The sequence below is a fragment of the Enterococcus sp. AZ103 genome, from assembly GCF_051714685.1.
GTDB lineage: Bacteria > Bacillota > Bacilli > Lactobacillales > Enterococcaceae > Enterococcus_A > Enterococcus_A alishanensis.
Map to the genome: position 1 here is coordinate 2,117,157 of NZ_JBIOSI010000001.1, position 14,539 is coordinate 2,131,695.

At 34.2% G+C, this 14,539-nt stretch carries 12 protein-coding genes; 8 read left to right on the top strand and 4 right to left on the bottom strand.

Features of this window, described 5'->3' with window-relative positions; translation table 11 throughout:
- Positions 1-129 precede the first annotated feature (129 nt).
- Entirely contained in the window at positions 130-1,290 is a 1,161-nt protein-coding gene (locus tag ID741_RS10685) for an ROK family transcriptional regulator (RefSeq protein ID WP_218325157.1), read from the bottom strand.
- Positions 1,291-1,448: 158 nt separating this feature from the next.
- Here ID741_RS10685 and xylA point away from each other — a divergent pair, with 158 nt between their 5' ends.
- The 8 genes from xylA to ID741_RS10725 all read left to right on the top strand — a co-directional run bounded on the left by xylA (position 1,449) and on the right by ID741_RS10725 (position 11,234).
- A complete protein-coding gene (xylA, locus tag ID741_RS10690) occupies positions 1,449-2,756 on the top strand; it encodes a xylose isomerase (RefSeq protein ID WP_438719967.1) in 1,308 nt (435 codons plus the stop codon).
- 8 nt (positions 2,757-2,764) lie between these two features.
- Positions 2,765-4,246 carry a xylulokinase gene (xylB, locus tag ID741_RS10695; RefSeq protein WP_438719968.1) on the top strand — a complete coding sequence of 494 codons (1,482 nt, stop codon included), beginning with the start codon at positions 2,765-2,767 and terminating at the stop codon, positions 4,244-4,246.
- 20 nt (positions 4,247-4,266) lie between these two features.
- Positions 4,267-6,336, top strand: a complete 2,070-nt coding sequence (locus ID741_RS10700; RefSeq protein ID WP_218325160.1) for a glycoside hydrolase family 31 protein — start codon at positions 4,267-4,269, stop codon at positions 6,334-6,336.
- Positions 6,336-7,115 (top strand): PTS mannose/fructose/sorbose/N-acetylgalactosamine transporter subunit IIC, encoded by a 780-nt coding sequence (locus ID741_RS10705; protein ID WP_218325161.1) that lies wholly within the window; start codon positions 6,336-6,338, stop codon positions 7,113-7,115. Before ID741_RS10700 ends, ID741_RS10705 begins: the two co-directional genes overlap by 1 nt.
- On the top strand, positions 7,102-7,908 hold the full coding sequence (locus ID741_RS10710) for a PTS system mannose/fructose/sorbose family transporter subunit IID (protein WP_218325162.1): 807 nt from the start codon (positions 7,102-7,104) through the stop codon (positions 7,906-7,908). Before ID741_RS10705 ends, ID741_RS10710 begins: the two co-directional genes overlap by 14 nt.
- 16 nt (positions 7,909-7,924) lie before the next feature.
- Complete coding sequence (locus tag ID741_RS10715; RefSeq protein WP_218325163.1) at positions 7,925-8,407, top strand: PTS system mannose/fructose/N-acetylgalactosamine-transporter subunit IIB; 483 nt, start codon at positions 7,925-7,927, stop codon at positions 8,405-8,407.
- A gap of 8 nt (positions 8,408-8,415) precedes the next feature.
- Positions 8,416-8,820: a PTS sugar transporter subunit IIA gene (locus tag ID741_RS10720; protein ID WP_218325164.1), complete on the top strand. Its 405-nt coding sequence runs from the start codon at positions 8,416-8,418 to the stop codon at positions 8,818-8,820.
- A gap of 749 nt (positions 8,821-9,569) precedes the next feature.
- Positions 9,570-11,234, top strand: a complete 1,665-nt coding sequence (locus tag ID741_RS10725) for a malolactic enzyme (RefSeq protein WP_438719969.1) — start codon at positions 9,570-9,572, stop codon at positions 11,232-11,234.
- A gap of 57 nt (positions 11,235-11,291) precedes the next feature.
- Here the strand turns inward: ID741_RS10725 and ID741_RS10730 are convergent, their stop codons facing one another.
- From ID741_RS10730 to ID741_RS10740, 3 genes are all read right to left on the bottom strand, one after another.
- Positions 11,292-11,585, bottom strand: coding sequence for a hypothetical protein (locus ID741_RS10730; RefSeq protein ID WP_218325166.1), 294 nt, complete (start codon positions 11,583-11,585; stop codon positions 11,292-11,294).
- A gap of 148 nt (positions 11,586-11,733) precedes the next feature.
- Complete coding sequence (locus ID741_RS10735; protein WP_438719970.1) at positions 11,734-13,626, bottom strand: SSURE domain-containing protein; 1,893 nt, start codon at positions 13,624-13,626, stop codon at positions 11,734-11,736.
- 416 nt (positions 13,627-14,042) lie between these two features.
- Positions 14,043-14,390: a ribonuclease G gene (locus ID741_RS10740; RefSeq protein ID WP_218325168.1), complete on the bottom strand. Its 348-nt coding sequence runs from the start codon at positions 14,388-14,390 to the stop codon at positions 14,043-14,045.
- Between the last annotated feature and the right edge of the window lie 149 nt (positions 14,391-14,539).

Here is a 14,539-nt window from a genome sequence, read left to right on the forward strand (position 1 = left end):
ACCGAAAATAATTTACAATTAATTGAGAAAAAAACTAAAATAATAAAAAAGATATATCCCAATTTTACACAAATGCTCATGATCTGAAGAATTGATATAAGTGTCGTTTTTAAATAATTTAAAAATTTGTTATTCTAATTCAATTAGTTTCAATTCTTCAATATTTAAAAAATGTTGTGCCGCGTATGCAACACCACCGTAAAGAACGGGATTCCATTCGATGGGGCTATTTATTATTTTGATATTCTTAGAAAATCGATTGGTTAAGTGTTCGTTGATCAAAGTAATCATATCCGGAATCTTTTTGGTTAAAGCACTATTGAAGATTACCAACTGCGGGGCGTACATCATTATCACATTATTTACTCCTACAGCTAAAAGAGAGGCATACTTTTGAACAAGAAGTCTAACTTCCTCGTCATTACTATCATATAAATCTTTCATGATTTCAGAATTTACTATGTCTAGATTTTTAATTTCCTTCGTTTCATCATAAATCTTTTTTGTTGAACAGTATTGATCAAAACAACCTCGGTTTCCACATGGACACTGACGCCCCTCGGGAAATAAAATCATGTGCCCAATTTCTCCGGCATTCCCATTATTACCAACCTCTAAGCGACCTCTTTTAACAATTCCAGCACCAATTCCTCTATGTAAGCTAATTGAAATTAAACTTTCAAAGTCAGATGAAAAAGTGTACTCTCCTAAAGCCGATAAATTTGCTTCATTCTCAATATAAATAGGAAATGAATACTTACTATTTAATATATCGTAAAGATCAATATTACTTAAATCATAGTAAGGAGTAAAAATAAGCTTGTTTTTAAAAACTTGGCCCTGTATACCGATAGTCATACCTACAATTCCGTGCGGTGTTTTAGGTAAATTTGCTTCAAATTGAACAACAATTTCATCGATAATTGTCTGTATATTTTCAGAAGTAACTAACAGATTTTTTCTCTGAACTCTACCAACTTCACTGCCATCTACATAAGTTAAGATAGCATCCACATAATTAAAGCCTAAATCTATAGCAATTAATAAAGCAGACTTTTTGTTAAAAGTAAGAAGAATGGGTTTTCTGCCACCTAAAGTGGAGGCTTCTCCCGTACCTACTTCATGAATGAGATGTTCATCAATTAGTTTTTTTGTGATAGAAGAAACAGATGCCTTATTTAACGCTGAAATTTCAGATAGACTTGCGCGAGAAATTTTTTTGTTTTTTATAATGTAATTTAAAATGTTAGCTTCATTCTGTTCTCGAATCGTATATTTACTGGATATCATTTTAAATAAACTCCTTTATTTTCGATAATTCTATTATACTTTTTTTGAAAGCGGTTGACATTTATTTTTAAATGTTTTATAGTTTCCTTGTAAGTTAGTTTATCGTACTAACTAACTAAAATCAAGTACATCAACTATGAGAAATTGGAGGTAGCAAGATGAGTTTTTTCCCAAATGTAAAACAAGTGCAATATGAAGGTGTAAATAGTAAAAATAAGTACGCATTTCGCCATTACAATCCCGATGAAATTATTTTAGGGAAAACAATGAAAGCGCATTTAAGATTTGCTGTAGCTTATTGGCATACTATGACACAGGATGGATCAGATCCTTTTGGTGATGCAATTAACATACGTGACTGGCAAGCAGATTCACCTATGGAAATTGCCAAGAAGAGAGTAGATGCTTTTTTTGAAATTTTAGAAAAATTAGATGTTGACTATTTCTGTTTTCATGATGTCGATATTGCACCTCAAGGAGATTCTTTAGAGGAATTTTTCCAGAATGTTGATACAATTACGGATTTAATTAAAGAGAAAATGGATCAAACTGGAAAAAAACTTTTATGGAATACCGCTAATATGTTTTCGCATCCACACTTTACAAACGGTGCTGGCTCAACTAACAATGCCGAAGTTTATGCAATCGCGGCAGCGCAAGTAAAAAAAGGAATTGATATAAGTAAAAAACTTAATGGAGCAAACTATGTATTCTGGGGTGGCAGAGAAGGTTACGAGTCATTACTTAATACAGATATGAAGTTTGAGCAGGAGAATATCGCACGACTATTCAAAATGTCAGTTGCCTATGCGGAAAAAATTGGATATAAACCACAGTTTTTAATTGAGCCAAAACCAAAAGAGCCTTCAAAACATCAATATGATTTTGATGCTGCTACAACGATGGCTTTCATTCAAAAATATCATTTAGAAAATGATTTTAAGTTAAATCTTGAAGCCAACCACGCAACGTTAGCAGGACATACCTTTGAGCATGAGTTAAATGTTGCACGGGTGTATGAGGCGCTGGGTTCGATTGATGCAAATCAAGGAGATTTGCTACTAGGCTGGGATACAGATGAATTTCCGACTAATATTTATGACACGACATTAACGATGTATGAGTTATTAGAAAACGGTGGAATTGCACCTGGCGGTATTAACTTTGATGCAAAAGTAAGACGTTCATCATTTGAAATGGAAGATTTATTATTAGCTCATATAGCTGGTATGGACACATATGCTAGAGGACTAAAAGCCGCTGCTAGACTAAAATCAGATGGCTTCTTTAATCAATTGAAGGCAGAACGCTATCAAAGCTTCAAATCAGATTTAGGAAAAAGTATTTTGGCAGACAAGGAGAGTCTGGACAGTCTAGCGGAATATGCAATGAAACACGATACGGTCAACTTAGAGTCAGGTCATCTTGAATATGTGAAGTCATTATTAAATGACTATTTAGTATAGGTGAAATTATGGAGTATGTTTTAGGAATAGATTTAGGAACCAGCAGTTTAAAAGGAATTGTAATGAATCAGGAGGGTAGTGTTGAAGAGACAGCCTCGACAAACTATATCACATTTCATCCGCAATCTGGTTTTAGCGAACAAGACCCCAAAGTCTGGATAGAAGCTTTCCATGAAGTTTTAACGGAATTGTTGGCAAAGAAACCGGCTCTAAAGGAAAATCTTGTTGGTATAAGTTTTTCGGGACAAATGCATAGTTTAGTCGTACTAGATGAACAGAATCAGGTACTAAGAAATGCTATCTTGTGGAATGATGTCCGTACGACAGAACAAACACAAAAAATTACTGAATATTTTGGTGATGAGCTATTAAAAATCACTAAAAATATTGCTTTAGAAGGATTTACATTACCCAAAATACTTTGGATTCAGGAACATGAACCAGATGCTTGGCTAAAAGTCAGACATTTATTGTTACCGAAGGACTATTTAAATTATCACCTTACTGACAAAATGACGACAGATTATTCTGATGTAGCGGGAACATTATTGTTAGATATGCAAAAAAAAGAATGGTCTACAGAAATACTAAAAGAATTTAATATTCCAAGGGAGTACCTACCAGATTTAAAAGAGTCTAATGATCAAACTGGAATACTTAACCATGAGATAAAACAAAAATATGGATTTGAAAGAGAGATAAAGGTATTTGCCGGAGGTGCTGACAATGCATGTGGTGCCGCTGCCTCAGGAATTTTTGACGAAGAAATGGCCATGTTAAGTATTGGAACTTCTGGGGTATTCTTATCGTTTGAAAAAAATGTTACTTCAGATTACAACGGCAAACTACATTTATTTAGTCATGTATTTAAAAATGGGTATTATTCGATGGGTGTCACTTTGGCAGCAGGAGATAGTTTAAGTTGGTATAAAAATACTTTTGCAATAGACAGTACTTTTGATGAGTTAATTAGTGAAATTCCAACAAGTTCTGAAGGATTATATTTTACTCCTTATATTTCTGGAGAACGTACACCCTATGCTGATAGTAAGATTCGTGGGAGCTTTATTGGGATAGATACTAGACACCAAAGAGGGCATTTCACAAGAGCAGTATTGGAAGGAATTGTCTATTCATTAAAGGACATACAAGTATTAATGAGAAATGTTAGTAAGAAATCTTTCACTAAAATAGTATCTGTTGGTGGAGGAGCTAAAAGTTCCTCGTGGTTACAAATTCAAGCGGATATTTTAAATATCCCGATTGTCTGTTTGAAAACCGAGATGGGCCCTGGATTTGGTGCTGCAATGATAGCTGCAGTTGGTATAGGCTGGTACGACAGTATTATCGATTGCGGAGAAAAAATAATTGAATATACAGAACCTATTTATCCAATTGAAGAAAATGTAAAGAGATATAAAAAATTATATTCTATTTATCAACAAATTTATCCGGCAACTCGTTCAATTTGTCATATGAGTAGAAATTAGTAGCAGGAAGAAGTGATGATGTGATTAGAGTAGAAAAGGACTATTTTGAGAGTCGATTTGATAATGAATTATTGATTGTGGAAGCATGGGGGAAAGATTCCCTAAGAGTTCGCTCATTTGCTGATCAGAATGATTTTGAAGAAAATTTTGCTTTATTAGAAAAACCAGACAGTAATATTAACGAAATTGAGATAAAACAGTCCGAGCATTCCGTTGAAATCATAAATGGTAAAATTCGTGGGAAACTAGATCATCGAAATCGTTTAATTTTTTATAATGACAAAAACGAGATCTTATTGAAAGAATATATTCGCTTAAGGGCTGTTAAACATGATGATGGTGCGGAAGATGCGGGAACTGTTGAAGTAACATCAGATTTTAATTCAACTTTAAAATTAAGTTCTCGAGAGTACAAAGCTAATCAGGGTGGGGACTTTAAAGTCACTACGAGATTTGAGTCTGAACCAAAGGAAAAAATATTTGGCATGGGTCAATACCAACACAGTTTTTTAGATCTGAAAAACACGATTTTAGAATTGGCTCAAAGAAACTCACAAATTTCTATTCCCTTTTATATTTCTAGTTTAGGATATGGATTTTTATGGAATAATCCTGGAATTGGTGAGGTTAATTTTGCAAAGAATTTAACCGAGTGGAAAATGTTTGGGACTCACTTTATTGATTATTGGATCACTTGTGGAGAAGAGCCGAAAGAAATTCTGCAAAAATACGCGAATGTTACTGGTAAAGCACCTAAAATGCCTAATCATTTATTAGGACTTTGGCAAAGTAAATTAAGATACCGAACACCAGATGAAGTATTGGAAGTTGTCAAGAAATATCAAGATAGGGGCATTCAGTTATCTTCAATCGCGATAGATTATTTCCATTGGCCAAAACAAGGAGAGTATCGTTTTGATTATGATTATTGGCCAGATCCTAGTGGTTTAGTAAAAGAATTAAAAGAGAATTATCATGTGGAACCCTTAATTTCGATTTGGCCTACTGTTCAAAATGATGCCGAGAACTACAATCATTATTTAGAAAATGGTTATTTGGTTCAAGTGAATCGTGGTGTCCGCATGACTATGCAAATACAAGGAAGCACAATTTTTGTCGATATGACAAACCCAGATGCGCGTGATTATATTGCCGGTTTAATCGAGCAAAATTATAAAAAATTTGGAATTAACTATTTTTGGTTAGATGTAGCTGAACCAGGTTACGCCGTTTATGATTTTGATAATTTTCGATATAAAAAAGGCACTGATTTACAGTGTGGGAATATGTATCCAATCGATTATTTGAAAATGATTAGTCAGGTGAATTCAAATCAAGATTCTCCTGTAACACTTGTTCGTGGAGGTTGGGCTGGTGCACAAAAATATGGTGCCTTACTATGGTCTGGAGATATTGACTCTAGTTTTGAAGCTTTTAAAAACCAGGTGAATACTGGACTAAATGTCGGGATGGCAGGAATTCCATGGTGGACAACCGATATCGGGGGATTTCATGGAGGAAATCCTAAAAATGAAGAATTTCGAGAATTACTGGTTCGTTGGTTTCAATATGCGACTTTCTCGCCAGTTTTACGAATGCATGGTGACCGCCTGCCTCATAGTAAACCACTTTCTGAAAGTGGTGGTGGGTCTATGGTTACAGGTGCACCCAATGAAATTTGGTCTTATGGATCTGAAGTAGAAGATATTTTGACGAAATATATTCATATGAGGGAGAAATTAAAACCATACATTGAGTTATTGATGACAGAAGCACATGAAACAGGTGATCCGTTAATGAGACCTTTGTTTTATGAATTTCCAAGTGATGAAAGGTCATGGGAAGCAGAAGATACTTATTTATTCGGGCCTGATATTTTAGTATCTCCAATAATGAAATATGAACAAAGAACTGCAAAAATTTATTTACCAAAAGGTATAGAATGGATTAATTTGTGGTCAAACGAAATATATGAGGGAGGGTCAGAAATAGAAATGACCGCAAACCTCGAGGAAATACCATTGTTTTTAAGGGCTGACAAAAGTGAACAGTTTACAGAATTAATTAAGTTTGCAAGGGAGGAAGAATAATGGAAGCGAATTTTTTTCAGATAGTTTTAATTGTTTTATATGGTTTTTTTATTAATTTTGAAAAGAACTCTACAATGTTTGGCACTTATCAACCAGTAACAGCAGGTTTTATTACTGGTTTAATTTTAGGGGATGTAACAACAGGTCTTTATATTGGCGGAACCTTACAATTACTTTCATTAGGAATTAGTAACTTTGGTGGAGCATCAATTCCAGATTATCAAACAGCCAGTATTGTAGCAACATTTATTACAATCACTACTGGACAAGAAGCATCTGTAGGTATTTCTATCGGAATTCCAGTAGCTTTGTTAATGGTTCAATTAGATGTTATTAGAAACACAATTGGAATTTGGTTGGTTCACCGCGCTGAAAATGGTGCAAAAAATGGTGACTATAGTTACATCACAAAAATGCAAATGCTAGGAGTTTTTTTAACAGCGGCAACAACCGGGATTCCTGTAGCATTGGCGGTTATTTTTGGTCCTTCATTAATTAATACCATTTTAAATTACACACCAGAATGGTTAACTACAGGGTTAAGTGTTGCAGGCGGTTTATTACCAGCTGTCGGGATAGGTTTGTTACTAAGATATTTACCTGTGAAAGAATACTTTAGTTATTTAGTCATTGGTTTTGTATTAGCTGTTTATATGAACGTTCCTTTATTAGGTGTAGCATTAGTTGGCGGTGCAGTAGCTTTGATTATTTATAAAAAAAACAGTGCTAATGCTGAGCTTGCAACTTCTGCAGTAGGAGGTATGGATGAAGATGAATAATATTTCAAATGTAGATGAGAAGACAAAAAAAAGTGTATTATGGCGTTGGTTTTTTACAAGTTCAGTTTCATCAAACTATGAAAAAATGCAAGCATTAGCATATTGTTACGCTGTGTTGCCTTTTTTGAAACAAGCATATAAAGATAAACCAGAAGCTTTGCAAAATGCTGTATTAAATCATTTGCAGTTTTTTAATACAAATCCCTGGGTTGCCCCTTATATTTTGGGAATTAATGTGGCAATGGAAGAAAACGCTGACGAAAATACCGAGGAAGCCGTGACTTCAATTAAAACTGGTTTGATGGGTCCTGTCGCAGGGTTAGGAGATAGCCTATTTGTAGTTATTCCTTGGACAATTTTTGGTGCGATTGCTGCAAATATGGCTCTTGACGGAAGCCCTGTAGGTATATTCTTATGGATTGCAGTAAGTATTGCTTTGAAAATGTTAAGTATTCCATTGTTTAATGCAGGATACACTTCCGGTACAAAATTGATTTCGACAATTGAAAAAAGCTTGAAACGTTTAACTGAAAGTACATCTATTTTAGGATTAATGGTAGTGGGTGCTTTAATTCCTTCTGTGGTGAAAGCAAATATTGCTTTAAACTTTAAGCAAGGTGACTTCACAATGAAAGGGCAAGAAATTTTAGATCAAATTATGCCTGGATTAGTTCCAGCATTATTAGTTGGTATTGTTTTTTGGGCGTTGAAAAAAAATGTAAAACCAATTTATTTAATACTAGGTGTGATGGTAGTAGCAGTTATTTTGGCAGCTTTGGGTATTTTAGAATAGAAAGGACTTGTGTAGTTTGGAAATGAAGGGAATTAATAATATTCGTATAGATGATCGTTTAATTCATGGGCAAGTTGCAACTATGTGGAGTAACAAATTGGGTGTAACTAGAATTATGGTGGTGAACAATGCAGTTGCCAATAATGATGTACAAAAAAAAGTATTGAGAATGGCTGTTCCGGCTGGAATTGCTTCGTCAATTATTACAAGTGAAACAGCACTGAAAAATATTATTGCTGACAAATATGAAGGACAGAATGTCTTGTTAATCGTTAAATCACCTATTGATTTATTACCATTTGAAGAAGCCGGTTTGGATTTGGGAGTTGTGAACGTAGGAAATATGTCAAATCGGAAAGATACAGAAGTATTGCGACCTAATATCAGTGTAACATCAGAGGAAAGAGCAGCCTTTGAAAAATTACTGTCGGATGGTGTTGAATTTACGACAATTATGACACCTGACGACAAAAAAACCTATTTGAAAGATATCTTGTAGGTATGCTTATGAATAAAAATATTATATTAATGAGTCACGGAAAAATGGCTGAAGAAACTTTAAATTCAGCAAAGATGATAGTCGGTGATATGTTAGATTATCCTGTAGTTTCAATGGCGTCACAAGATGGTATTGAGGGAACTATAGAAAAATTGAACCAAGCTCTAAAAAAATATGAACGAAGTACAGAAATTTTAGTCATTGTTGATTTACTTGGTGGAACTCCTGGTAATGCAGCTCTTTTGAAAGCACATGAAGATCCACGAATTAGTGTATTGACAGGATTAAACTTAGCAATGCTTTTAGAAAGTATCTCTTTACCACCAGAAAATTTGGCTGATAATTTGAAAGAAATCGGACAAAATAGTATTCAAATTCCGTCAGATAATAAACTTAATGAAGACGATGAATAATGAATTTGAGATGTGATTAACTTTGTAAAACTCCTATTATATGATTATGGACGAATCGTTCGCTATGATCTATTAAAGGAGTTTTTTATTAAGACAAATGGAAAAATATGAAATATTATAGATTAATAAATTTAACTAAGATTATTAAAGAAAAAGTACTAGTATTTGGAAAAAATCATAGAAAGAAATAGACACTCTAATCTTGTTTCTATTTTCATAATACATTTTTAGGAATCGTAACCGTTATTTTTTTAATGAGGGTGTTTTTTGAGAGTGTTACGAAAAAGTACCTGAAAATTCAATTGCAATTAGATAAAAAAGAGTCTTTAGAGCCTTAATTTCACCCAAAGTCATATGAAAATCACATCTCAGAAATCAGTTAGAATGCTGCTTATATTAAATTTGATTTATGTAAAATCAAAGGTGAAATCCTAATACTTCATCGCGATGGAAATCTTATGAGAATGACTGCTCAAATTAGATAAATCAAAGATTATAATTATAGTAATTTAAAGCACCAATTAAATTCGGGAGAATATCTGAGCCAGATTCAATTTCTTGGTTAGTTCAATAGTTGAAGACATGAGTATTGAATCTTTATTTTATCTTATTTTTCATGATCATTGAAACTCATATAAATCAATCTTATAACAAACAAGGATTTTGACTATAGCATTATCAACCAACTATACTTCAATCACTGAGGGAGATAAGAAACTTAGCGTGATTGAAAATTAGGAGGAATAGATATGTTATACAGACAAAATTTATTAAACAATCCATTTTTGAATAAAGGAACTGCTTTTACAAAAGAAGAAAGAGCTAAATATGGAATAACTGGCATGTTACCAAGTACAGTTCAAACTTTAGAGCAACAATCTGTTCAAGCCTACGGACAATATTTGAGTAAAGCGACTGATTTAGAAAAAAGAATCTTTTTAATGAATGTATTTAATACAAATCGAACATTGTTTTATAAATTAATGGGACAACATTTAGTTGAATTTATGCCAGTGGTTTATGATCCAGTTGTTGCTGATGCAATTGAACAATATAATGAAATTTTCTTAAAACCGCAGGATGCAGCATTTCTTTCGATTGATGATCCTGAAAATATTCAAGCGAGCTTAAAAAATGCAGCTGCAGGTCGGGATATTCGTTTAATTGTGGTGACTGATGCAGAAGGTATTTTAGGTATGGGCGACTGGGGTGTTAATGGAGTTGATATTGCAATTGGGAAATTAATGGTTTACACAGCGGCAGCTGGTATCAATCCGGCACAAGTTTTACCAGTCTCAATTGACGCTGGTACGAACAATCAAGAGTTAATCGATAATCCATTGTATCTAGGCAATCGTCATGCAAGAGTGACTGGCGATAAGTATTATCAATTTATTGATCAATTTGTTAATGCGGCTGAAACATTATTTCCTGAATTATTATTGCACTGGGAAGATTTTGGTCGGGGAAATGCAGCAACTATTTTAGAAAAATACCAAGATAAAATCACTACGTTTAATGATGACATCCAAGGAACTGGGATTGTTGTTTTAGCTGGTGTGTTAGGTGGATTGAATATTTCAGGCGAAAAATTAGCTGATCAAAGAATCCTAACTTTTGGCGCAGGAACTGCTGGTGTGGGAATTGCCAATATTATTTTAGACGAAATGGTTCGGCAAGGAACACCGATTGAAGAAGCTCGTCAACGTTTCTATCAAGTAGACAAACAAGGATTATTGTTTGAAGATACAGAAGGCTTAACTCCTGGACAAGTTCCATTTGCTAGAAATCGTGATGAATTTACTAATGCTGATGAACTAACCAATTTAGAGGCTGTAGTAAAATCAATTAAACCAACCATCATGATTGGTACATCTACACAACCCGGTGCATTTACCGAAACGATCATTAAAGAAATGGCTGCAAACACAGCGCGTCCAATCATTATGCCCTTATCAAATCCAACCAAATTAGCAGAAGCAAAAGCAGCTGATATTATTGAATGGACAGATGGTAAAGCATTAATTGGAACAGGAATTCCTGCAGGCGATGTTGAATATAAAGGAGTCACTTATCAAATAGGACAAGCCAATAATGCTTTAATGTATCCTGGTTTAGGTTTAGGACTAATTGCGTCAACTGCAACTCGTGTAAACGCAGAAATTATTTCTCAAGCCAGTCGTGCTTTAGGTGGAATCGTAGATATAACCCAACCTGGAGCTGCTGTTTTGCCACCTGTTGCAAAAATTACAGATTTTTCACAAATTATTGCAGAAGTTGTTACTAAATCTGTTGTAGAGCAAGGATTAAATCGCGAAGAAATTAGTGATATTGAAGGAACAGTTAAAGCTGCTAAATGGTATCCAGAATATCAAGACTTAGAAACAAGCAAGGAAGCAAAATTAATTAAATAAAAAAAACAGTAAGTTGATCAATTTCAACTTACTGTTTTTGTATTTGATTGAGGAACTTTATTTCATTTTTTCTACAAACCAATCAATAACTTTTTCTTCATAATTGGAGGTGGCTGCTTCTTTGTCAATAATAACTTTTCTCGTCTCAAGATTTATTTTAACAGCCAATTTACCCCAGATAAAAAGAGAAGTTTCATTTTTGGAATTTTTGATGCGATATTTCTCGATAATTGGTGAATTAGTGCTGCAACATCCATAATTTTTAGCTATTCGTCGACTTTTGATAACAGCTTCTCCATTTTTTTGTGCTTCTTCGTATAGTTGGTCTAATTCTTGATCGATTCCTAACATTGACTGTCAGCTCTTTTCTGAATGATTTCTACCATATAATTTTAACAGATTTTTGGCAATTCAGAAATTTATAGCGATTGAATGATTAGAAATTTATTGTTTACATAAAAAAGCCTCCAGTTCTCACTGAAGATTTTCGATTTAAAAATTATTTAACTCCGTAGAAGGCGATTCCTTCATCAATCCAGCCATTACTGTGGATGAAATCTTGTTCAGCGGATGAAGCAGTGTATAAATGAGAGCCAGCGCCACGTGCATTTGGATTAAAGCTACGGTAAATAGGTGTACCTTCGTTTACATCAGAGTAGAAGGCAATACCTTCCTTAGCCCAACCTTCCTTAGCCACTGAATTATATTCTTTCTCATTCATCGTGTAGAAATGTTCACCAGAGTTAGGGTTGTATAGGCGATATACAGGTGTGCCAGTTTCAGCTGTTTGCCAAGCAGTACCTTCGTCGACCCAGCCAAGATTTACAATATAATCGAACTCAGCTTTGCTTCCAGTATAAAAATGTTCACCGGAATTAGGATTATATGCACGATATAAAGGAAGTCCTTGCATAACTGGAGCTTCTAAATTAATTGAGATATTTTTTTCGGCAATCAGATTGTTTTGATCAACCGCTCGACTTAGCGGATTTGTTGAACCATAAACTTTTATCGTTGCATTATATTCTCCTGGATTCGCTTTTAAAGCAGCTAATAGTTCTGCATCGGTTTTTCCGGCAGCAGCGCCATCTAAATCGACCTCATAAAAATACTTGTTACTTTCTAAAGTTTCAGTTGGTAACAAAGCAACATTTCCAGCAGTACCGTTATTAGACCAAGGGGCACCTTCGGAAGAACCCAAAATTAATCGCGTTAACATGCCATCTCCGCCAAAGTCTTCAAAAGGAATGATTTTGTTGACACCAGCTGTAAATGGGCCAGGGAAATTTGCACTAGAAAGATATTCGCCGGGAACTTTAACACTATCCTTTGTATTTTCAGCTACGGTATTTTGAATACTTTGATCAATATTTACAGTTGCCATTTTAGTTGCTACAATATCTGTTGTTCCAACAGTATAAACATTGATTGTTGCATTATATTGCCCAGGATTTTCTTGAAGTGCTTTAATTAATTCAGCCCCCATTAAACCTTCAGCAGCGCCATCAAGTGTGACCTGATAAGTATATTGATCAGCTTGGAAATCAGCAGCTGGTAGTAAAGCAGCATTTCCAGCAGTGCCATTATCAGACCAAGGAGCACTGTCTGAAGAATTCAATAGTAATCTAGTCAACATACCATCACCACCGAAGTCTTCAAATGGGATCGTTTCATTGACACCAGCAGTAAATGGTCCAGGGTTAACAGCATTTGTAATTGCACTGGTAGATACATCGATAGAGTCTTTTATATTAGTATCTAGTTGCTGTTGAAGATTATTGGTACCGATATTTAATGTAACATTTTTTGTAGCAACTTCGGTTGGATTACCTGTCTCAAATACTCTGACAGTTGCGTTATATGAAGTTGCTGTGCTAGTTTGTAGCGCTTGAATTAACGGTTCTCCTGTTAATCCTGCAGCTTCACCATCTAAATCTACTTGATAAGTATAAGTACCATTTTGTAGATCAGCGACAGGGGGTAATGCAGTATTCATGCCAGTACCATTGTTTGACCAAGGTGCACCATCTGAAGATTTCAGCAATAATCTAGTCAACATACCATCGCCACCAAATTCTTCAAAAGGAATTGATGAATTTACTCCAGCAAGGAAAGGACCAGTGCCGTTTGAATATGCACTGTCAATTATAGTTTTTGGAACATATAGAGAGTCTTTAATATTATTATCAATCGCTTGTTGTACATCACCAGTTTCAATAGCAGTCACTACGGGTGCTGTCTCAGCGTTAGCAGATGATGAACTGTGGATTACCGCGAAACCACTTGTACCTAATACAGCTAATGAAATTAGTGAAATAGCGATTCTTTTTTGTTTTGTCTTTGATAAAGCCCTTGTTTGCTTATTTAACAAATTATATTTTTTCCCACTCATTTTTATTCCTCCAATATTTTCTTGACTTGAACAAATGCTATAAATCATCAGAATAATTCTTTGATAAATTATTCAATATGGTCTTAGGAGATGTCATTAGATTTATCCCCCGGCTTTTATTCTGCAAATTCCCCCCTATATGCAGATGATATTAAACTGAAGGTACTCTCATAGATAGAAAAATGTTTGGAAGTATAAGAAAAGAGATTTTAATATCTGATATTTTTGTTATTTAATTTTTTGAAATCTTTTTTTTATTTGCTTTATATAGAGTGGGATTTAAATATAATGTAATTTTAAGCGAGGTGAATCAATCTTTAATTCAGATGGAAAAAAGTGATTGTTATAGATGAAATAGGTTGTGTTAGAAATTTTTTATGTAAAAAGACCAAGACAGAGATGTCTTGGTCAGAGTTTTAATAGTTATAATAACCATTAAAAAAACTCGAAATTAATGCTGCAAAAAATAAGAAATAAAGGATTACTCCAGCGATTGCTATAATGAATTGCACTAAGCCAGCACGATTCCATGTTTTTTGAACTGCCAAAAAGGTTTCGACATCTTGATAATTCCCTTTTTGCCAAGCCCATTCATTCCCTTTAAACCCACAAACAAAGATCCAAACAATATTAAAGAGTGGAATTAAACAAAGTAATGGTAAATATGTTTGATTTCCGATTCCCCAAAAGATGTTGTACATAAAGGCGCCCCAATTCCAGCCTTTAATTTCTCTTGGAACAATTTTTGTTGAAATTTCATCCATTTTTCATTCCTCCTTTTCTGAAAATAATAGTACCATAACTTGACTTATTCAGCTAAAGATATTGTGAAGGAAAGTTTAAATGGTTTTAAGATTTGGATTTCTTAACAAAGCAAATGCTATACTAATGAAAATAATTGAAGAAGGAAGAT